We start from the raw sequence: 20,156 nt of genomic DNA, 5'->3' as shown, positions 1-20,156 counted from the left end.
GCGATGACGACGTTTCCGACCGATTTGCAGGCGCTAAACGGTAATTATTTCCGCTGTCGGCCAGAAGGGATAATTGAAGGAGTGCCCCACCATGACTGAGATGGGGTGGAAAAACAGTCCCCGCTTGCAGCGTGAGGACGATGAAAGCAGTCGCACACAAGCGCGGCAAAAAAATCCTGACCCACGGGCGACGACATCGGACATTAGCCATGGCCCCGACAACAATCGCAAAGCCAATCAACAACCATCCGACCGTGGCGTACGCCCAAAGGTTCGCTTGAAGGCATGGGAAAAGGCGCTTTGCGAATTGTAGCCTACTGCGGCGGCAACTGCCGCGACGGTCTGGCCCGCATTCAGCTTTCTCTGCGCCAGAACCATGCGCCAGCGGGTGAGATAGTCGAGAGGTGGGCGGCCGACACGCTCGGCGAAGCGCTGTGTAAAGGCCGAGCGTGACATGCCGACCTCTGACGCCAGCATTGGCACTGTCCACCGGCGCGCGACATCCCCGTGCAACAGTCTGAGGGCCTTGCCGATCCGTGAGTCGGCCAGCGCGGTGACCCAGCCGACACTGGTCGTAGGGCTGGCGGCCACGAAAGCGCGGATGGCTGCGATCACCAGGATTTCCGCCAGTCGCTCGGCGACGAGCGAACCACCTAGTTCCGCGTGGGCGACCTCCGTCCTCAGAGCGTTCAGCGTCCTGGCAACAGCCTCGGTGGTGGACGATGTCCGGTCGACGCGCAGAAACTTCGGGAGCGCATCCAGAACGAACGCGGCGCTGCCATCGGCAAAGCCGCTGCCGCCGCCGATCAGGGCCGTCTCGGTTGCATCGCCTAGGCGTACCAAGTCCTGCCCCGGCGGAGCGTAGAGCGGCATTCCATCCATCGGTTCGACCGCCGGGTCACTCGCCACCGTGTAGCGCGTGTTGCTGATGAGAACGACATCGCCTTCCACAAGTGCTTCCGGCAAATGATCCGGAAGAAGAAGCCAGCATCGGCCTCGTGTGACGGCGACGAACTTCAACCGCGCTCGCCCGTCGAAGGCGAGTGCCCACTCTCCCGCCGCTTCGAGGCCGGTCCCGCGAACGCTCCGCGTGCCGAGCGCCGCGAGAACCTCAGAGAACGGATCGGGAGTGGTTTCGGCGGATTGCGATAAAGACATGGCTATTCGAGCATAGATCATCCGGCCCACCTCGCATAGGCTGGCTTTTCAGTCAGAAGATGGAGCCAATATCGTGACCATAGAGAATAAGATCGTCGCCATCACCGGAGCCGGCCGCGGCATCGGCCGGGCAACCGCCATTCATCTTGCTGCGCGCGGTGCGCGTCTCGTGCTCGGTGCGCGAAGCGAAGCGGAGATCGCCGCTGTGGCAGGGGAGATCGAAGCGGCGGGCGGCGAAGCCGTTTATCTGACAACCGACGTCACCAGACGCGCGGATTTGGACGCCCTGGTCAACCTTGCCTGCGAGCGTTTCGGGCGGCTTGACGTCATCGTCAACAATGCGGGCGTCGGGCCGCTATCGCGTTTCGACGCTCTCAAGGTCGATGACTGGGACGCCATGATCGATGTAAACCTGAAGGGCGCGCTCTACGGCATCGCTGCGTCGTTGCCGGTGTTCAGTCGTCAGGACAGCGGGCACGTTATCAACGTCGTATCGACGGCTGGCATCAAAATCGTGCCGACGATGGGAGTCTACGCTGCGACCAAGAATGCATTGCGGACAGCCACCGAAGCTCTACGGCAGGAATCGGGTCCAAACCTGCGCGTGACGGAGATATCGCCGGGTTTCATCGACACGACCTTCGCAGATGCCGCCATAACCGATCCGGACATCAGAGCGGCCATCCTAAAGCGCAAGGAAGAGCTGGCCATTTCACCTGATGCGATTGCACGGGCGATAGCCTTCGCGATCGAACAACCCAGCGACGTCGAAATCGGCAGCATCGTGGTGCGCCCGACCGCACAGGATTGACATTCGGGGAGCCTATCGGCTTGGAACACACGCATGTCCGTCGGATTTTGACGAGCGCTGTAGATCAACTGCAGGTTCGCGATGGGGCCGGAATACGATCTTCATTGGCAGCGGAGGATTGTCTCCTATCTGTGCGCAGGCAACGTGACACGGCCGCGGGGCGATGTCTGCTTTAGGCAAGCATTATGACGTCCCCCTTGGCCGACATGCGGGCGCATTGCTGTCCTACGAGCGGGGCGCGGCGAAGGGTGACACCGAGCCCAATCTGGACATCGACGAGCAACTATGCGCACCGTGAATCATGTCCCTGACGCAAGACCTCGAGAAAATTCTAGAAACTGTCCTGCCAGCCGATCCCAGCTTTCGGCGGATCGAACAGGCGATGATAGACAGCTACATTTGTGACACTCGACGATACGCTTTGGAGGGCTCCAAAGAGGCCTTTCTGTTTTCCGCGATGCGCCTACTCGCACTTCCCGACAACGGACACACACGGCTGATCCCGAACGATTCCATCTCGGTGCTCCCGCTGAGGTTTGTGAGCGTCGGGACGGTGGTGCAGTTAACTGACACGGCACTAGAAACAACTGCGCCAAGAGGAGAGCTGATAGCGGTCAACGGCACACCTTTGGGCCAAATTGAAGCCGCCGCAGAGAAATTTCTGGCGGGAACGCGCCAGAGGAAACGGGTCATCGGACCGATTCTTCTCGCATGGCCGTATGCATTAGCTCACCTCGGTTTTTCTTCAAAAGAGAATACGACTGAGTATCGCGTGAAAGACGAGAATGGGCAGATAACCGACTTGAAAGTGGAGAACGGGCACACGGTCCCTGCATCGATGCTCTACCCGAGAAACGAGCATGGCAAGGCTGATCCGGCCTGGGAACCCGAGAGATTTGTCGAGATTAAGGACTGGCAGGGGCTTGGGCTTTCAATATTATTGCCGAGTTTCTTCGATCCAAGCGAAAGTGCGCTGCCAAAAGCCATCTCTGGTGCAGCGGAACGTGTAAGCACCTGCTCGAACAAAAAACTCTTGATTGACGTTCGCGGAAACACCGGTGGCGACTTCCTTCAAACGATGCCCTTGATCGACGCCATCTCTGAAAACGCAAGCAGGCAGGTTGTTGTGCTTGTCGACAAATTCACGTTTTCGGCAGCGATAGTGTTTGTAGCCATCCTCAAACATCGTTTGGGACGTAGGCTCAAACTCATCGGGGAAGAAATGGGCGACGGGTTGATGTTTTTTGCCGAGGGAGGGTTGCTCGATTTGCCGATCAGCGGAGCGGTCGTTCGATACTCATCAGCCTTTCACGACTGGGAGAACGGAACTAGCAACGAAACCACACCGGCTGAGATCGCGCGGCAAATGGTCCCGGCAGGAAAACTGAGTTTGGATTGGGAATGGGGCGTAAGGTCTACTGCTGAGAATGCACAAGGCGCGTTCTATCAACAAGTTCTAAAGAGTCTGAACGATTAGACGAACGGCGGCTCGGTCCGCTTGGTTACCCCTGCTAGGCGCTGCGGCCCAGGGCAGCTTTCGGGTCGCCCAGCTCTGACTGTGAACGACCAGGTTGCAGGCGCGAAGCGGAATAATCGCCGCTGCGACTGCTGCTGGCTTTGGCGCACCTGACTGTTTGCTTTCGAGCGGAGCGAACTTCTATAGTGGCGAGTTCGTATCGGCAAACGCCAACGCTACAGCAGCCCAGATGTTCGGAGTCTCCGGTATTCACCGAGAGCTCTACAAGGCCAACTCACGTCGCAATGCTTCAAGGCGCTCCATGGCAACTACACCGTCTGCGATCGTCGGAGCCGGCGTTTTCTGTCCCGCCAGTGCCGGTATGACGTCGGCTAGCAACGAGTGGTAACCCTTTGGGTCTTCGTTCGCCGCCGCCGTGAAGTTGGGTTTCCAAGTCAGTGTGTCAGCAGCATCGTCAAGCGTGGCAGCCGGATCGTCGACCTTGAAGGGCGGGTTACGGTTCCAGCGCACCTCGATGACGTTGTCGACCTCTATTCGCTGGTGATCGCCCATGATCTCAATGCGCTCAACGGGAGCTCCGCGCGATTGTGCTGTTCCCATTGCTATGGTGCCGATAGCACCGCATTCGAAATCAAAGTTCACATGGAAGAGCACCTTGCCCCTGCCCTTCTCCACCTTGCGGGCCGTCAGCTTGGTGACTGGCGAGACGAGGAAGGAAACGAGGTCCATATAGTGCACGCAGTGATGCAGGAAGAAGCCGGTATAGTCGACATTGCCCGCGAAATACCCAGGTGCGGTCATGTAGTAGCCGGTAAGGCCGTAGATTTCTCCGAAACGGCCCGAGCGCAGGATATTAGCCGCGATCTTGTTTCCGGCTGAGTAGCGCTTCATGAAGCCGAGAAGCAGCGGCTTGCCGGTTTTCTCCGAGGCGACACGCAGTTCCCGCGCACCTGCGGCGCTGCCGGATGGCGGCTTTTCCATGAAGACGGGAAGCCCCCGCTCCAATGCCATCTTGCCGAACTGGAGGTGCTGGTCAGGGCCAACGGCCATGCCGACAGCGTCGATATCGGAGCGCCGTATGAGCTCCTCCGCGTCGCTCGTCAGGTTCGAGACGCCGAATTGCCGTCCCGCAGATGCCAGACGTTTGCCGTCAATGTCGCAAAGCGCAACAATCTGTACGTCGTGGCGAACGAGCTGCGGAAGCAGCATCTGGGTAGCGTGGACGCCGCAGCCGATCCAACCGATCTTGAGAGTCATCGACGATATTCCGTAAGCAGGATGTGGGACTTGATGAATTGGGCGCTCGCAGCAAGGCGTTCGCTCTCGTCCTCGTGCGGCGCGCGCCACTGCGCGAAGGGAACGCCGAAGCGGTCGTCGTTGCGGCGGAAGGGTTCGAGCGATATCGGGCCTCCATAACCGATCTCATGGAGCGCCCGGAACACATCGACCCAATCCGTCGCGCCGGTACCGGGGAAGCCGCGGTGGTTCTCATTGGCCTGGAAGTGCACGACGCGCCGTCCGCCCAGCCGGATCGCCTCGGCAATGGAGGCTTCTTCCATGTGCATGTGGAACGTGTCGAGCATAAGCTGGACGCCTGGATGATCCACGGCGTCGAGCAACTCGATCGCCTGCTGTGTCGTGCAAAGCACGTCGCTTTCGAAGCGGTTGAGCGGCTCGACCGCCAGTACCACCCCAAGGCTGGCAGCATGATCGCCCGCTTCCTTCAGACCGGCGACGCAGCGGGCCTTTCGCGCATGTCGCTCCTCCTCGCTGACCGGTTGCGGCGGCCGGCCGGCAAAGACGAGCGGATTGCCGGTGAGCGGACCGCCGACGATCGTGGCGCCGAGAGCCGCGGCACAATCGGCCGCATACTTGAGGTAGTCGATGCCAGCGCGACTGGCCGCCGGATCATCCGACGACAGGTTGCGCTGCAGGTTGACGCGGGCGGCGAGCACGACGCCAAGCTGTGCGCCCTCTAGCGCTTGGCGAGCCTCCTTCAGATCGAGCTCACCCGGCTCCGGGACAAGAAGCTCGACGAAATCGTAGCCAAGTCCGCGCATCTCGGACAACAAAGAGAAATGCTCTGCCATGAATGGCCGCGCATATTGCATGGAGATCAACCCGATTGGGTTCATTATCTGTCCTCTTTTTATTCGGTTCAGCCCTTCACCGCACCCTGCGTCATCCCGCCAATGAGGCGACGCTGAACGAGAAGGAAAAGGATGGTGGCCGGCATGGCACCGACGACGGCGCCCGCAGCAAGCAGGCCCCATTCGATCTGATATTCGCCGATGAGGGTCTGGATTGCGACCGTGACGGGTCGAACGTTCCTTCCGCCCAGCGTCAGCGCATAAAGATATTCATTCCAGGCGGTGATGAAGATGTAGATGCCCGTCGAGATGATACCCGGCAGCATGAGCGGCAGAACGACCCGCCTTAGCGCCGTCAGCCGCGAACAGCCGTCAATCATCGCGGCCTCGTCGAGGCTCTTCGGAATAGCGCCGACATAGCTCGTGAGCATCCAGACCGCGAAGGGAATGGCAACCGTCGCATTGGCAAGGATCAGCCCGAAATGAGTGTCGAGTAGGCCCACCCTCCGCATCAGCACAAAGAGTGGCAGGATCAGCAGCACGATCGGGAACATGTTGATCAGCAGAAACTGCAACATGAGGAGCTTGCGGCCGGTAAAGCGGAAGCGCGAGAAGGCATAGGCAGCCGTCACAGCGACAGCGAGCCCAAGTGCCATCGTACCGCAAGCAATGATCAGGCTATCGAGCATGTTGCCGAGGAAGGAAGTCTGCTGCAGCAGACGCATATAATTGTCGAGACTCCAGCCTGCAGGGGAGATTGAAACGCCTGTCGCATTCAGAGCCTGCGTCGGTGTCAGCGACGTCAGCACCATCCAAGCGAAGGGCGCCATTGCAAAGAGGACAATAATCAATACAGGCAGATCAACTGTAATGATGCGGCGGAAGGTCGAGGGCTTGTTCATCGTTCTACCTCGCGCATGGTACGGGCAAGATAGAGAGCGACGACTGCACCGAGGAGGATGGTAAATGTGACCGCGATGGTCGTGCCATAGCCGAAGTCGAGGTTCTGGCGGGCGCGCACAAAGGCGTAGAGCGGCAGGGTATGGGTGGCATAGCCCGGTCCCCCGCCCGTCATGACGAAGATGACGTCCATGGAGTTGGCTACCCAGATGACCCGAAGCAGTCCGGCAGTCGCCAGAACCGGAGCAATACCCGGCAGAGTGATGTGCACGAACTGCCGCCAGGTCGAGGCGCCGTCGATGGAAGCTGCCTCGTAGTGGCTCTTTGGGATCCCCTGCAGCCCCGCAAGGATCATGACCGCGAAGAAGGGGAAGCCCTGCCAGGTCAATGTCGCGATGATCGCATAGAGAGCGAGATCGGGATCGGCAAGCCATGGCACGGCAGAATGCACGACCGAAAGATAAATCAGAATATCGTTCAAGACACCCGTATTCGGGTCGTAGATCCAGCGCCACATCAGGGCGATCACCACGCTCGGCAGCGCCCAGGGTATGATGATGAGCCCGCGCGCCAGACCGCGCCACGGGAATTCCCGGTTCAGCAACAATGCGGTCAGGAGACCGAGGGCCATCTGAAGCGGCACCGTCAGGCCGATCCAGATGGCGGTATTGCCAAGCGCGGTCCAGAACACCGGATCGGCAAACAGCTTCACATAGTTACCAAACCCGACGAAGCGGCTGGCATTGGGCTTCCAGAGGATGAGATCATAGAAGCTGGTGGCCAGCGCCTGCACCATCGGAAAGAAGACGATGAACACGGTGACGAGAACCGCGGGCGCCAGCAGCATGTAGGGCATCAGTCGGACGCTCCAAGGCGTCGGGATGGTCACAGCGCTCGATGGTGAGGCGGTCGTCGCGGTCATTCGGTCGTTCCCGGCCGTTGGCATTCGGAAGGTCCCATCCGCCCTGATGTTCGGGCCGGGCGAATGGGAGAGGCGAAGGGGGCGCAGCGCGCCCTCTTCTGGGAGGTTACTGCTGCGCGAAGAGCGCCTCGAGCTGCTGCATCATCTGTTCTGACGTAATCTGCCCGGTTAGCGCCTGCTGCATCGCCGTCTGCCAGGCCGTGTTTACGAATTCGGACGTGGCAGTGTTCTGCGGCAGTACTTCAGCGAAGGGCAGCGATTGCACGGTCGCGTCTACGAACCGGCGCTCATGCAGGGTCCAGTTCTCGGATCCGCTCTTGGTGACAGTCATCTGGCCCGTTGCCTTGTTGAACGCGACGTTGTTCTCCCCCTCCGCAAGGAAGGAGATCCACTTCCATGCTGCATCCTTGACCTGCGAAGAGGAGAAGATAGCCAGCGACTCGTCGCCATAGGACGTCCAGCGTCCGCCACCGCACTCGGGAACGGGGACAGCCGAAACCTTGTCACCGAGCGCCTTGACCATGTCATTGGACGAGCCAATGTGATGGATGGTCATGGCAGTCGTACCGTTCTTGAAGGCGGCTGTAATTTCCTGGAAGCCGTCGTTGGGCGCGGACGGAGGGATAACCTTGTCCTTCTGGAAGAGGTCGATCAACCATTGATTGGCAGCGATCGCTTCAGGGGTCGTCAGCCCCCCTGGCTCCAGCTTTGCGCCCTGCGACAACACGAAGGCCCCCCACTGGTCCCAGCCGCCCTTCCCGCCACGCAGGCCGAAGCCGTAGGTCTCCGGCGCTTTGGTCAGTTTGATAGCTGCATCCCGGAACTCGTCGCACGTCGCCGGCGGCTTCAAGCCTGCCTGTTCGAACAAGTCAGCCCGATAGTAGAGATAGAGTACGACGTACTGGATCGGCAGATAGTACTGCTGGCCGTCCGGCCCCTTGTTGATTTCCAGCAGGTTGTCGAGAAGGTCTGCCTTGCCGGACCAGGTCTCGACCTGCTCGCCAATTGGCTCCAGCGCCCCCATTTCGATGAGGCGCGGCTGGGCGAACAGCTTCACCATGGCCGCATCAGGTGCATTTCCACCGACCAGGGCTGTATAAAGATTATCGTAGTAGCTGTTCCAAGGAACGTTTTCGGCTTCGATCTCGATGCCTGGATTGTCAGCCTCGAATTTGGCTACCAAATCGTCCATCGGGTTTTCCGGATTATCAAAATGATACCAGAACCGGACGGTTTCCGCGGATGCGGTGCTTGCAAGGAGCGCGGTCGCAAGGGCGGCGCCTACGGCCAGTTTCTTCAGCATTTTCATTCTCTCCTCCTCTGAAAATCAAGCTTGGGTTCCGGCGATCATGTCCTTTGCCGCCTTCCCTGCCGCCGCCAGCGCCTCCCGCGCCGCGGCAAGATCGATCGTGTTCTGCAGAAAGCCGTGCGTCACACCAGGCACGACTGTCAGCGCATCGCTGCGCCCAAGAGCCTCGAGCCGTTTGTCCAGCAGGATGCTGTCCGAGAGCAGAGGATCCACGCCAGCGGCCGTCAGATGAAGGGGCGGCAGCGCTTTCAGTGCCTCTTCAGAGGCGACTAGGGGACACGCCAGCGGATCGAGCGAAACATCGCGATCGCCGGTATACCAGTTCCAATAGCGCTGCATCTTTGCAGTCGTCAGTCCCGGTCCATGTTCGAAATCACGGTACGACTGCGTGTGGAAGGACGCTGCATAGGTTCCGTAGAAAAGCAAGGCGCCTGCCACAACGGCGTTCGATCGAGGTTGCTCGTGTAGTAACGCCGCGAGCGCAAGATTTGCGCCTGCGGAGTCGCCTGCCATAACCAGTGGGCCTTCCTCAACGCCGAAGACTCTTGCTGCAGCAAAAGCCGATCGCAACGTTGCGACAACGTCAACCAACCCCGCAGGATAGGGATGCTCCGGCGAGAGCCGATAGTCCGGCAGCAAGACCGGCAGGCCAGTCTCAACCGCTAGGACGCGCGCGCATCGCTCGTGCGTCTCAGGACTACAGAATGCGAAACCGCCGCCATGCACGAAGATCATCGCGCCCGGCCGATGCCCCGGCGGCACCAGAACCTTCAGGCGAACGCGCGCCGACCCGAGACTTTCATCCGCGTCGATCCAGGCGTCACCAGCGGCGGCTATCTCGGGCAGATCGACATTCCAGCGGCGATTGCTCTTAAGGGTGAACGCCCTTCCTTTTGACGGGGACAGCAGCGTCGGATCAGGTTGCGGCCTCACTTCTCGTTCGACGCGCTTAAGAAGCCGTGCCATATCGGCAGAAAGCAGGGAGATGTCGGGCGCTGCGTTCATTGACGTTCATCCGGGAAAACATCGGGACCAAGGTCAACGATCGTCGCGATGTGGTGACGCAGCGCCTCAGACGCCCTTCCCACATCCCCCGCCTCGACAGCGTCGATGATCGAGGCATGCCGCTGTGCTGTTGCGACAAGATCGCGAGGGCTGGTGCTGCGTGAAATCTTGAAGCGGTGATTGTGCACCAGGCAGCGGTGCAGAATCGGGTCGAGCGCGGGAAGCTGCGCGTCTTGAAACAGGCGACGGTGAAAATCCCGATCAAGCGAGGCCAGTTTCAGTTCGTCGCCCACCGCTGCCGCCTCCAACATCTTGTCGAACAGAGCCTTCAAGTCGGCAACGAGCGTGCGTGTGGGCATCTGCAATGCTCGCAGAATGCCACTGCACTCGATCTGCTGGCGCACCCGGAACATTTCCACCGCTTCAGCTTCCGTGCATTCGGAGACCTGCGTACCGCGATGACCCTGCCGGCGAACAAGCCCCTCCTCCTGCAATTGCAGCAGCGCTTCACGCACCGTTCCCTGACTGCAGGAAAAATAGGCGGCAAGATCCAGCTCGGTCAGAGCGGCTCCAGCCGGAAGCACCCCCAGCATGATATCGCGCTTGAGCGCGTTGAAGGTGGCAGCCGACTTTGCCGGCTTAGCGTCTCGCGCATTCGACTGGGCAGAAAAGTACGTCATTTGCTTCCGCGGAGTTGCCAATCATCTTCCCTCCAATTATTGATATTGATATCGATAATGAACGTCAAGAGCGGATAGAGACCTTGCGGGAGGAGCATGCCGTGACTGCAATCAGCTTGAGGGAAATCCGGAAATCCTACGGATCGCTGCAGGTCATCCACGACATTGATATCGAGATCGAAAGCGGCGAGTTCCTCGTTCTGGTAGGTCCCTCCGGCTGCGGAAAATCCACCCTGCTGCGAATGATCGCGGGGCTTGAGGATATTTCCGGAGGCCGCCTCGAGATCGGCGGAAAGATGGTCAACGCCCTACCGCCGTCTCAAAGAGACATTGCGATGGTGTTTCAGGACTATGCACTTTATCCGCACATGAGTGTGCTCGAGAATATGGCATTCGGGCTGAAGATGCGCGGGACGGACGAGGCCGTCATCCAGCAGCGCGTGGCGCAGGCGGCCGATATCCTTCGGATCCAGCCGTTTCTTGACCGGCGGCCTGCCCAGCTTTCCGGCGGTCAGCGCCAGCGTGTCGCCATGGGCCGCGCCATCGTGAGGGAGCCTTCCGCTTTCCTTTTCGATGAGCCACTTTCAAATCTCGACGCCGCACTGCGGGTAGAAATGCGGCTGGAGATCGCAAAACTTCACAATCGAATGAAGGCGACCACCGTTTATGTCACACACGACCAGGTCGAGGCGATGACGCTTGCGGATCGCATTGTGGTGCTGAATGCCGGGCGCGTCGAACAGATCGGTCCTCCGCTGGAGCTTTACCACCGTCCGGCCAGCCTCTTTGTCGCCCGCTTCATCGGTAGTCCGACAATGAATACGTTCTCCGCGGAACTCGTCACCCATGGCGAGAAGGTCAAAGTTCGGCTGAAGGACCGCGCCATCATGCTGGAGAACGAGGCCGCACAACAATTGCGAGCCGGGGCCGCAACCCTCGGAATCAGGCCCGAGGATCTGGTCGTCTGCAGTCCAGAAGAGGCGTGGTTCGGCGGGAGACTCGCCGTAGCCGAGCGATTGGGCAGCCAGACCTATGGTTACCTGGAAACTGGCAACGCGCGTATGCTCACGGTGGAGTTTCCTCGTGATACTGCCATCAGCGTGGGCGATCTGATCCACGTGCGCCCAAACATAGACGCTGTTCATGTATTCGAGGAAGCTTCCGGTCGAAGGTTGAATTGACGGCCGTTGAGCTGCTAAAAAGGATACAAAGGAGAGTAGCTCGGGCCTGAGCCAAGCGCGTTGACCACCGGAGGTCATGGCCTGTAGCTGCATGCGGCTGAGGTGTCAAAGTACAAGCCGCATCCTTGAAGTTCACAAGTTATCTCAGCGGCACGATGACGTTGCGACATGGAAAGCAAATTCGTTCTGAACGAGAGACAACATGCACTTTCGGCGCGCACGTGAGGTGGCGCCGCTGCCGGCGCGATGTCTGCTTTAAGGCGGGCACGGTGACGGTCTCTGTGGCCGATATGCGGGCGCATTCCTGTCGCAAGATTCGTCGTTTCATGGCCAAAACACCCAGCTTCCAAGCTAAGCTGGGAAGCCTTCACGCCATCTCAAGGTGCGAGGATTCCATTCCCCGCGCGATAAGCGGCGCGGGAGACTTCGAATGCGGGTGGGAAGCGTTAAGTCGCCGAGCCACGATATCGTGGTTGAGCCACAGGACGGGACCGGAGGGTTCGGAAGATTCGCCAAAAATTAGCTGTCCGGTTGCCTTCACAACGAGACCGCTCAGGAGGTCGCTGATCATCAGCTTGCTATCCCGATGCATCTGGGTGATCTCGTTGGACGTGCCGATGGTCAAATCGGCCTGTGCCTGGCTGTTTGCCATGGGCCATGCCGAAAAGTCATAGAACGGACGCATGACCTCGCTGGCCTGCATGTCGGTGATCTTCCGGAAAACATCCTTCATGGTTAAGCCGTCGGCCAAACGCTGCTGGCAGGCCTGCCACTGTTCGTCTGCCCATTGGCCACCGTTCTCTTTCTTCAACGCAAGCAGCAGCGGTATCAGGGGCAGCTCGATACCCGTGAACACATCGGACGAATTGGTCCGGATTTCGGGACAGTTATAGACAGTTGCCTTGATCCCTGTCGCCCAGGCTTCCTCTGCAATGCCTTCGAGCCGCATCTTCGCATAACCCTGGGTGTAGTTGGTGTAGGTCTGCCAACGATAGCTTCCGTCAATGAGGACCGCCGATCCGTGGTAACCATAGGCCGTATATCGTATTTGACCGCCAGAAGCTTCCACGCGCTCGCGGATCGCAGCGCTGAAATCAATGAGATGGCGAAAGGTGTTTGCGGAGACGTCGTCAAAATTCTGCAGGATGAGTTTTCCCAGGTCACTGTCGAGCAAGGTCTGCGACGACATATGGCGGGTTCCGGTCCCCTTGTAGATTCGATTGGCGACGACCAAGAATACCTTCGCCTTCGGGATGCCCCCGGCCATTGTGTGGGCGAAGAAAACATTGCGGCCAGCGGCGATCATTCCGTCGAGAACGGTCATGACTTTTGAAAGCGACTCCGTAAAACGCGCAGTGGCGATGTCGCGGCATTGCCCGATATAGTCCCAGTCGAGCTTGTCGTGTTCCCAGCTCTCAAGCGTCATTTTTGCCAGCAGATCGGTGGGAGTTGGGCCGTCTGCGGGTGCATCGAGATCGAAACCCGCCATAAGAGGTATGTTGATGATCCTGCCGCCCAGCTGAGCCTCCGCCGAAGACAGTTCCTCGGCATCGAGCGGTCGCAGCGCGTTGTTCTCGTCGCGCCGCCCGACGGTGATCCCCACAATCTCCATTCCAGCGCGTCTGGCTTCCTCGAGCAAGCCGGTGGCGTATCCGCGGCCGAACAGTTCGCCGAAGAGTACGAAAACATCGCCTTTACGGAAGACCGTGTTCTCGGAAAGACGATTCAGTGCAACCGGATTTTCCATGCTGTCAGCTCTTTGATTCGTGTGTCGTCGAGCGATGGCTCATACGAGCTTTCACAAAGACATGGCCGCACTGGCACAGAATGGGAACTCATTTTCGGTGACCGTTCATTTCAAAACGTGAAGTCGGTCTCTGTTGTTCCTACAATGCAGCGAAATGCCGAGGCCGTTGGAGATCGGCGCGCCGATACCGAAACGAGTTCGCTGAAAACGCTCGTCCTACGGATGCTTGCGAGGCTATTGACGCTGTCTGAGGCTCATTGTTGGGCGTTCTATCATTGTCGAAGTCACCTAACGGCCGCGTTCCGGAGACCGCTCGAACAGCAGACCGACAGCTTCCAAGAACTAATGCGGGTGGTGCGAACGACCGGCATGGGGGGCGGAGCGGATTGCGCCTGTCGGCCCCAAACGGGCATCAGATATCTCGGAAAACGCGGTCGTGAAAGGTTGCATTCTCGCGACACGAAAACGGGTCATTTCCCTATTGACTTAGAGCACACTCTAACCCGTAGCTTTCTGGGCGTCGTGACGAAAGAATGGCGTTGATGAAGATTGGCGAGCTGGCAAAGAGTTCGGGATTGTCGGCCTACACCATTCGTTACTATGAACGGATCGGTCTTGGTGACATTGCGTCCGCCACCATCAGGCCGGTATTCTATGAAATAGGGACATAGGCCGGATGGCATGACCCGCACCCCGAAACCCTTCAGTTCGGTATCGTAAACAGCGTAAAGGCGCGCCTCTGGGCGCAAGCCGTCAACAAGCCGTTTTGTGATCTTCTCGGTGGCCATTCATCCGTTTCCGTGTCGCAACCATGTCGCCACGCGGATGTAAATCGGCGTAATTTTGGACTCGGCGGCCAATCGCCTGCACACCAAGAAAAACAGTATTTTTGTCTAAAAATCAATTATTTAATATTGTCGTGCGTTATGCGCCGCAAGCCGCCGTAAACCGCCAGACTGGCTTTCCCAATGTTGGAACCGGCGGTGGCGGTCTCATCGTACTTGTGCCCCTGTGGATTCTGACGAACGGGGCATTTGGCATCCGGGGGCCGATCGGCTTCCATCAAGCCATCCTTGCCTCGAAGGGCGATCATTCTCGCGGCGCCGCATTGGTCGTGGCGGCGATTCTCGGTTTCACGGCCGCGGGTACCGCTGCCACAGCCTACTTCCTCAGTTTGGGTTGGTGGCCGCTCCCTATGGCAAGCTGCCTCGCGGCAGCCCTTGCCTTCCTATGCCTGGCGGTATTCCCGAGAAGCTGAGGCTTGCCTTCCAAAGCAATCCAGCTACCGGACGAGAGCATTAACCATGTCTCGTCCTTTTTCTGGGCGTTCGCTTACTTGGCGAACAACTCACGCAGCTTGGCGCCCTCAACGGGGCTGGCGGCGACGACGGGCTTCCACCCCTCTTCCTGAGCCATGTCGGTGAAAGCTTTGGCTTTGGTGTCGTCGAGCGCGAACGTGCGAATTCCAGCCTTTTCTTGGCGCTTGAATTCTTCCTTCGCCATATCCCTGTATGCAGCGGACGCGGCTTCCGCCTTGAGCATTTCCTCCTCAAGAACTGCCCTCTGCTCGGCGGTCAGCTTCTTCCATGCGCTTCCGCTAATATAGATACCTGTCTCGACCTGATAGAAGCCCGGATCAATACGCGCTGCTGTCTTCTCCTGCCAGCCGAGATCGAACACGCCGACGGACGGCCAAGCGTAACCATCAATCGTGCCGCGCTCCAGTGCGGTGAAGACTTCGCCGGCCGCCGTTTGCATCGGAGCGATCCCAAGACCGTCAAAGAAGGCTTTGTAGGTCGGCGCCGAGCGGATCTTCAGACCCTTGAACTCCAGATTGTCAGGATATTTCGACATGTAGATATGGTAGTTCATGTTTTGAACCAGCCGGCCCAACCAGTGGATATTGGCCTTTTTCATATGAATCTCGTCCAGCAGGGCGTAGCCGCCGTTTGAACGCAAGTCGGCCATGGACAGATCCGTCAGCGTCATCGCCAGACCTTCCGGAACCAGATTTGCGTGATAGACGGCAGTCGTGTTGGCAAGGTCGATTACGCCGCCGCGAAGCGCGTTGCCAACCTCGAAGGGAGGCATGGCATCCGGACCGCCAACCAGGTTGATGCGAACTTTGCCCTTCCCGTTCTCATTCACGCTCTTAACAAAGGCGTCGAAAGGCGTGAAAAAAGTCGTGCCCTTCTGAAAAGCGGAGATAGCCCGGAGCACGACCTCGTCTGCCGCGGCGGGCACGGCGGCGCTCAGAGTGGCCATCATTGCAAAGAGAGCGGACAGTGCGCGTTGTCTCATGGAGGGTTCCCTTGTTTTCTATTTGAGAAGATTGGGCAGCAAAAGCGTCAGGTCCGGTGCCATGAACATGAGTGCCAGAATGACGAGTTCGATAAGGATAAAAGGTGCGGCAGCCCGGTAGATCTTGGGGAGCGCCGTATCGCGGCTAACGCCCTGCATCACCATCAGCAGGATACCGAATGGTGGCGTCAGCAATCCAAGCTCAATGGCCACCAGCATCATCAAGCCGAGCCAGACCGGCTCAACGCCCGCCGCTTGCGCCAGCGGCATGAAGAAAGGAAGCGTAATCATCATGATCGAGATCTGATCTATGAAGCAGCCAAGGATCAGGATGATGAGCAGCATCATCGCCACTAAAATGGCGGGGCTTGGGTCGAAAGCTTCGATCAGCCCGATGAAGCCGGTGGTTGCCCCAGAAAAGGATAGAATCTGCGAGAACGTCGTCGACGCCACGATGATGAACAGGATCGAGATGGAAACCTTGGCCGTTTCGACCATCGACTTGATGAAGTTGGCCGGGGTCAGGGTGCGATAGCCTATCGTAGCGATCAAGGCGGCCGCCGAGCCCAGCGCCGCCGATTCCGTGGGCGTTGCGATACCGGCAAGCATTCCGCCTACAACGGCAATGAAAATTCCCGAAAGCGGTAGGACATCACGCACGAACGGCATGATCCGCTCTTTAAGCGGAGGGATCGTTCTGACATCTTCGCGCGGCGCCGACGATGGGACCATCTGTGCCACGATGATGACGAAGGCCAGGAACGACACCGCCATCAGGAGGCCGGGCACGATCCCACCGATCAGCAATTGGGATATGGAAATGCCCGAGAGCGATCCTAGCATGACCGCGAGCGCCGACGGCGGAATAAGGACGGCGATACCACCCACTGCCATCGTCGGCCCGAGGGCAAGCGTGGTCGAATAGCCGCGCTTGATCATTTCCTGCGACAGCGTACCGCCCAGCATCGCTGTATTGGCAATCGAAGAACCGGAAAGCGCAGCGAATGCCGTTCCGCCCACGACGGAGACGCAAGACAGACGCGCGGGAAGTCTGACGAGTAGCTTCTCCACCGCATCGATCGCCCTATAGGCAAGACCCGTATGGAAAAGCAGCTCACCCATCAAAATGAAGAGTGGAATCGGGGCAAGCGCAAAAGAGTTCACTGCGAGCGAGGCATTGCGCGTCAATTGCATCAGGCCGGCTTCGCCGCCCAGGAATATCCATGCACCCACGAGGTTTGCGCCGAGAAATGCGAATGCAACCGGTGTACCGATGGCAAATTGTAGAGCAAGTAGGCCAATCAGCAGAAGAAGTGTCTGCCACCAGATCATACGGTCTCTCCTGCTTGCAGCAGCTTCGAAAGGAACTCCAGACCGCAGAGGCCAAAGCACCAAATCACCGGCAGCATCAGATACCATTCCGGGAAAACGAGGGTTTTGAAGACCAAGGAGCCGGCATTATAACTGTCGAGAAGAGTGGCGACGGCGAGCCAGGTGAGGCCGAGCGAGACGACGATTCCGACCACGAAGCAGATCTTGATCATCGCCGACGCTGTGTCCTTGCTCACGACCCGCAGCAAGACGTCCACATTCACATGCCCATTGTGATGCAGGACCCAGGGCGCTCCCGCGAAGGTGCCGACTGTGATGAGATATTCGGTGACCTCGTTAAGCCACGGCCAACTCAAAAGGCCGAGATTGCGTCCGAGAACGTCTAGGATAACTGAAAGAGCGAGCAAGCCGAAGGAGAGTGCTGCGATCGCTCCGGCGAACGCCATAACTCCACTCAGCGCCGCTCTGAACCGAGCGCCGATCATAAGAGGTTCACCCACTAGACATGTTTATTGCGGTATAATCCTTTAGGCTTAAAATTTGTCAACGGCAATAATTCTCTGCGAGTCTCTTTGCAAGGTAGAGTCGCGCGTAGCGGCATGTTCGCATACAAGGCCGTCCCATGCGGCTAGAAGACCAGACCACGAGCGTAAGATGTTCATATCCGGAGAAATCCTTATCCTGACCGGAACACCTGGTTCAGGCAAAACGACCGCGGCGAACAGCATCGCGCACCTGCCCGGCAGCCCGAAGGTCCACCTGCATTCGGACGACTTCTGGCATTTCATCAAGGCAGGCTCGATTCCACCGTGGCATCCCGAGGCCCATGACCAGAATACAACAGTGATCGATGTGCTGGCCGGAGCTGCTGCCCGCTATGCGAAGGGCGGCTACTTCGTGCTGGTGGATGGCATCATTGGGCCCTGGTTTTTAGACGCGTTCCGAAATATCGGAGCGGTCCTGCACTATATCGTCCTTCGTCCGGATCTGGAGGAGGCAATCAGACGATGCCGCCAACGAGGCGGCGCCTCCCTTTCCGATCCCATTCCAATTTCCGCGCTCCACCAGCAGTTCGCCAATTTGGGCGTACTGGAAGGCCATTTGCTGTCGGTGGCAGGCATGAGCGCTGACGAAACCTGCAATTCCATCCGTCAGGCAGTGGAAAGCGGGCGTTTCCGGCTGAGGTAGACCTAAAGTGGAAGAGGGGAATGTCGTCCGCTCAGAGGGCGCAATCTTGCTGTAGTGCGTTGGAAACGCCAGATGAGTCGGCCCTGGCGTTTCGTTTGTTGAGATGTCGGCCTACGCCACCAGACCCTTGGTCAGTTCCAGCGCCTGCCGCTCGAACAACCGGCGATAGATCCCCTTATTGAGCCGGATCAGTGCCTGATGGTCGCCTTCTTCGACAATCTTGCCTTTGTCGAAGACCAGCAGCCGGTCCAGCGCCCGCACCGTGGAGAGACGATGGGCGATTACCAGCGTTGTGCGGCCGTCCATCAGGCGTTCCATGGCCTGCTGGATCTGGACTTCGCTCTCGCTATCAAGGCTCGATGTCGCCTCGTCCAGGATCAGCACCGGCGCGTCGGCGAGAAAGGCACGGGCGATGGCGACACGCTGACGCTCGCCCCCCGATAGCTTCACCCCGCGTTCGCCGACCATCGTCTCATAGCCCTTGGGAAGATCCATAATGAACTCGTGCGCATTGGCCTGTTTCGCAGCCTTTTCGATTTCGCGCCGCGAAGCATTCGGCCTGCCATAAGCGATGTTTTCCGCCAGCGTCCGGTGGAACAGGATGGGCTCCTGCTGCACGATGGCGATCTGGCCGCGCAGGCTCGATTGCATGACCTCGGCGACATCCTGTCCATCGATACGAATCGAGCCAGAATTTACGTCATAGAGACGCTGAATGAGCTTGACGAAGGTTGTCTTACCCGAGCCCGAATGCCCCACCAGACCGACGCGCTCGCCCGGTTTGATGGTGACGGAAAAGTCCTCGTATAGAGGATTTGGATGAGCGCCGTATTGAAAGGTGACGCGATCGAAGACAATCTCGCCCGCGCCAATCTCGATCGGCACGGCGTGCGGCTTGTCCTCAATGCCGAGCGGCATCTTGTCGAGCAGCACCAGTTCTTCCATGTCGTTGACGGCCCGCTGCAAGTTACGGATGTCCTGGCCTACGTTGCGAAGATAGCCCTGCAGAACGAAGAACATTGCCAGCACGAACGTGATGTCACCGGGTGTGGCCAGCCCCTGCCGCCACATGATCAGGCCCGTCCCCAAAATCCCCGCCTGCATTGTGACCATCATGAAACCCTGGATCGTGCCGCTCGTAGTGCCGCGCTTCCATGTCCGTCGCGTGCGACTGTCCCATCTGGCCAACACCTGGCTCAGCCGTGCCTCTTCGCGCTTCTCGGCGCCGAAGGCCTTGACCACTGCGTTGCAGCTGATGGCGTCCGCCAGCGCACCGCCGAGCTTGGTGTCCCAGGCGTTGGCAAGTCTTGCGGCCGGCGAAACGAACCCCATGGAAAGCGCCACGGTGACACCAACATAGATGAGCGAGCCCGCCCCCACGATCAGCCCCATGACCGGCCAATAGCTGCCGAGTACGATACTCGCGCCGACCAGCATGACGATGGACGGCAGCAGGGCGACCAGCAGCAGGTCGTTAAGCGAGTCGAGCGCCCACATTCCGCGGGTGATCTTGCGAACTGTCGAGCCGGCAAAGCTGTTGGCGTGCCAGTCGGTCGAGAACCGCTGCACCCTGTAAAAGCCGTTGTTGACCACATCCGCCATGGTGCGCAACGTCATCCGGATAATGCCGGTGAAGATTAACCAGCGCAGCGCCACGCTGGTCAGGCCCAGCACGACAACGATGACGAAGGCGCTGAGCGCACGATCGGCTCCATCGCCGCCGGCAATGGCATCGACGATCTGGCCGGAAAATACTGGCACCATGACTTCGGCCAGCGTGCTTGCGATCACCAACACGATGATGGCGCCCACGAAAACAGGTCGATAGCTCCAATGATGAAAAACAAAGCCGAGCACCTGGCGATAGGCGTCGGCACGAAAATCGAGCTTCTTGCGAGTCATTGACTTTAGCCCGGCCCGTGTCGGCGCCGGTCCTCAAATCGAGAGTTGAGAGGCGCACAGCCCACGCGGGAGACGAAGTAATCCCGTCAAATCATCGGGCTGTGACAAAAGAGAAAACCACTGATCGCGCCCAAGGAGGGCCGCGAATGGAAA

At 58.9% G+C, this 20,156-nt stretch carries 17 protein-coding genes and 2 pseudogenes; 6 read left to right on the top strand and 13 right to left on the bottom strand.

What is annotated here, in order from left to right; genetic code table 11:
• Positions 1-237: 237 nt before the first annotated feature.
• Entirely contained in the window at positions 238-1,179 is a 942-nt protein-coding gene (locus J2046_RS12665) for an AraC family transcriptional regulator (protein WP_233469740.1), read from the bottom strand.
• A gap of 52 nt (positions 1,180-1,231) precedes the next feature.
• Between J2046_RS12665 and J2046_RS12660 the strand changes: the two genes are divergently transcribed.
• Together J2046_RS12660 and J2046_RS12655 are read left to right on the top strand one after the other, a co-directional pair.
• A complete protein-coding gene (locus J2046_RS12660) occupies positions 1,232-1,969 on the top strand; it encodes an SDR family oxidoreductase (protein WP_411828494.1) in 738 nt (245 codons plus the stop codon).
• Between the two features lie 301 nt (positions 1,970-2,270).
• Positions 2,271-3,446, top strand: coding sequence for a S41 family peptidase (locus J2046_RS12655; protein ID WP_210052281.1), 1,176 nt, complete (start codon positions 2,271-2,273; stop codon positions 3,444-3,446).
• 261 nt (positions 3,447-3,707) lie between these two features.
• Here the strand turns inward: J2046_RS12655 and J2046_RS12650 are convergent, their stop codons facing one another.
• The 7 genes from J2046_RS12650 to J2046_RS12620 form a co-directional block, all read right to left on the bottom strand.
• The gene (locus tag J2046_RS12650) at positions 3,708-4,703 is read right to left on the bottom strand and encodes a Gfo/Idh/MocA family protein (protein WP_210052279.1); all 996 of its coding nucleotides are present in this window, start codon (positions 4,701-4,703) and stop codon (positions 3,708-3,710) included.
• Positions 4,700-5,581, bottom strand: a complete 882-nt coding sequence (locus J2046_RS12645; RefSeq protein WP_210052277.1) for a sugar phosphate isomerase/epimerase family protein — start codon at positions 5,579-5,581, stop codon at positions 4,700-4,702. The genes J2046_RS12650 and J2046_RS12645 overlap by 4 nt, the downstream gene beginning before the upstream one ends.
• A gap of 23 nt (positions 5,582-5,604) precedes the next feature.
• On the bottom strand, positions 5,605-6,438 hold the full coding sequence (locus J2046_RS12640) for a carbohydrate ABC transporter permease (protein WP_210052275.1): 834 nt from the start codon (positions 6,436-6,438) through the stop codon (positions 5,605-5,607).
• On the bottom strand, positions 6,435-7,358 hold the full coding sequence (locus J2046_RS12635; RefSeq protein ID WP_210052273.1) for a carbohydrate ABC transporter permease: 924 nt from the start codon (positions 7,356-7,358) through the stop codon (positions 6,435-6,437). The genes J2046_RS12640 and J2046_RS12635 overlap by 4 nt, the downstream gene beginning before the upstream one ends.
• A gap of 106 nt (positions 7,359-7,464) precedes the next feature.
• Positions 7,465-8,667 (bottom strand): ABC transporter substrate-binding protein, encoded by a 1,203-nt coding sequence (locus J2046_RS12630; RefSeq protein ID WP_210052271.1) that lies wholly within the window; start codon positions 8,665-8,667, stop codon positions 7,465-7,467.
• Positions 8,668-8,685: 18 nt separating this feature from the next.
• Positions 8,686-9,672, bottom strand: coding sequence for an alpha/beta hydrolase fold domain-containing protein (locus J2046_RS12625; protein ID WP_210052269.1), 987 nt, complete (start codon positions 9,670-9,672; stop codon positions 8,686-8,688).
• On the bottom strand, positions 9,669-10,352 hold the full coding sequence (locus tag J2046_RS12620; RefSeq protein ID WP_210052268.1) for a GntR family transcriptional regulator: 684 nt from the start codon (positions 10,350-10,352) through the stop codon (positions 9,669-9,671). The genes J2046_RS12625 and J2046_RS12620 overlap by 4 nt, the downstream gene beginning before the upstream one ends.
• 101 nt (positions 10,353-10,453) lie before the next feature.
• Between J2046_RS12620 and J2046_RS12615 the strand changes: the two genes are divergently transcribed.
• Positions 10,454-11,533 (top strand): ABC transporter ATP-binding protein, encoded by a 1,080-nt coding sequence (locus tag J2046_RS12615; protein ID WP_210052799.1) that lies wholly within the window; start codon positions 10,454-10,456, stop codon positions 11,531-11,533.
• A 367-nt stretch (positions 11,534-11,900) separates the two neighbouring features.
• Here J2046_RS12615 and J2046_RS12610 read toward each other — a convergent pair whose 3' ends face one another.
• Positions 11,901-13,280: an enoyl ACP reductase FabMG family protein gene (locus J2046_RS12610; RefSeq protein ID WP_210052266.1), complete on the bottom strand. Its 1,380-nt coding sequence runs from the start codon at positions 13,278-13,280 to the stop codon at positions 11,901-11,903.
• A gap of 542 nt (positions 13,281-13,822) precedes the next feature.
• Here J2046_RS12610 and J2046_RS12605 point away from each other — a divergent pair.
• Positions 13,823-13,897, top strand: a pseudogene (locus J2046_RS12605) (MerR family DNA-binding transcriptional regulator); the annotation flags it as partial.
• Positions 13,898-14,259: 362 nt separating this feature from the next.
• Positions 14,260-14,538 (top strand): annotated as a pseudogene (locus J2046_RS12600) (MFS transporter); the annotation flags it as partial.
• Between the two features lie 74 nt (positions 14,539-14,612).
• Here the strand turns inward: J2046_RS12600 and dctP are convergent.
• The 3 genes from dctP to J2046_RS12585 are packed head-to-tail and all read right to left on the bottom strand — an operon-like array spanning position 14,613 to position 17,359.
• Positions 14,613-15,581 (bottom strand): TRAP transporter substrate-binding protein DctP, encoded by a 969-nt coding sequence (dctP, locus tag J2046_RS12595; RefSeq protein ID WP_210052264.1) that lies wholly within the window; start codon positions 15,579-15,581, stop codon positions 14,613-14,615.
• Between the two features lie 18 nt (positions 15,582-15,599).
• The gene (locus tag J2046_RS12590; protein ID WP_210052262.1) at positions 15,600-16,913 is read right to left on the bottom strand and encodes a TRAP transporter large permease; all 1,314 of its coding nucleotides are present in this window, start codon (positions 16,911-16,913) and stop codon (positions 15,600-15,602) included.
• Complete coding sequence (locus J2046_RS12585) at positions 16,910-17,359, bottom strand: TRAP transporter small permease (protein ID WP_210052259.1); 450 nt, start codon at positions 17,357-17,359, stop codon at positions 16,910-16,912. Before J2046_RS12585 ends, J2046_RS12590 begins: the two co-directional genes overlap by 4 nt.
• Before the next feature lie 208 nt (positions 17,360-17,567).
• Between J2046_RS12585 and J2046_RS12580 the strand changes: the two genes are divergently transcribed.
• Complete coding sequence (locus J2046_RS12580) at positions 17,568-18,101, top strand: AAA family ATPase (RefSeq protein ID WP_210052258.1); 534 nt, start codon at positions 17,568-17,570, stop codon at positions 18,099-18,101.
• Between the two features lie 111 nt (positions 18,102-18,212).
• On the opposite strand, the gene J2046_RS12575 is transcribed toward J2046_RS12580, so the two are convergent.
• On the bottom strand, positions 18,213-20,003 hold the full coding sequence (locus J2046_RS12575; RefSeq protein ID WP_210052256.1) for an ABC transporter ATP-binding protein: 1,791 nt from the start codon (positions 20,001-20,003) through the stop codon (positions 18,213-18,215).
• Between the last annotated feature and the right edge of the window lie 153 nt (positions 20,004-20,156).

It is taken from the genome of Neorhizobium petrolearium, from assembly GCF_017873175.1.
GTDB lineage: Bacteria > Pseudomonadota > Alphaproteobacteria > Rhizobiales > Rhizobiaceae > Neorhizobium > Neorhizobium petrolearium.
This window is presented reverse-complemented; position numbering and strand designations above follow the sequence as displayed.

Coding starts and splice junctions, on each gene's coding strand:
- J2046_RS12665 (WP_233469740.1), bottom strand. CDS start 1,179: ATGATCTATGCTCGAATAGCCATGTCTTTATCGCAATCCGCCGAAACC.
- J2046_RS12655 (WP_210052281.1), top strand. CDS start 2,271: ATGTCCCTGACGCAAGACCTCGAGAAAATTCTAGAAACTGTCCTGCCA.
- J2046_RS12650 (WP_210052279.1), bottom strand. CDS start 4,703: ATGACTCTCAAGATCGGTTGGATCGGCTGCGGCGTCCACGCTACCCAG.
- J2046_RS12645 (WP_210052277.1), bottom strand. CDS start 5,581: ATGAACCCAATCGGGTTGATCTCCATGCAATATGCGCGGCCATTCATG.
- J2046_RS12640 (WP_210052275.1), bottom strand. CDS start 6,438: ATGAACAAGCCCTCGACCTTCCGCCGCATCATTACAGTTGATCTGCCT.
- J2046_RS12635 (WP_210052273.1), bottom strand. CDS start 7,358: ATGACCGCGACGACCGCCTCACCATCGAGCGCTGTGACCATCCCGACG.
- J2046_RS12630 (WP_210052271.1), bottom strand. CDS start 8,667: ATGAAAATGCTGAAGAAACTGGCCGTAGGCGCCGCCCTTGCGACCGCG.
- J2046_RS12625 (WP_210052269.1), bottom strand. CDS start 9,672: ATGAACGCAGCGCCCGACATCTCCCTGCTTTCTGCCGATATGGCACGG.
- J2046_RS12620 (WP_210052268.1), bottom strand. CDS start 10,352: ATGACGTACTTTTCTGCCCAGTCGAATGCGCGAGACGCTAAGCCGGCA.
- J2046_RS12610 (WP_210052266.1), bottom strand. CDS start 13,280: ATGGAAAATCCGGTTGCACTGAATCGTCTTTCCGAGAACACGGTCTTC.
- dctP (WP_210052264.1), bottom strand. CDS start 15,581: ATGAGACAACGCGCACTGTCCGCTCTCTTTGCAATGATGGCCACTCTG.
- J2046_RS12590 (WP_210052262.1), bottom strand. CDS start 16,913: ATGATCTGGTGGCAGACACTTCTTCTGCTGATTGGCCTACTTGCTCTA.
- J2046_RS12585 (WP_210052259.1), bottom strand. CDS start 17,359: ATGGCGTTCGCCGGAGCGATCGCAGCACTCTCCTTCGGCTTGCTCGCT.
- J2046_RS12580 (WP_210052258.1), top strand. CDS start 17,568: ATGTTCATATCCGGAGAAATCCTTATCCTGACCGGAACACCTGGTTCA.
- J2046_RS12575 (WP_210052256.1), bottom strand. CDS start 20,003: ATGACTCGCAAGAAGCTCGATTTTCGTGCCGACGCCTATCGCCAGGTG.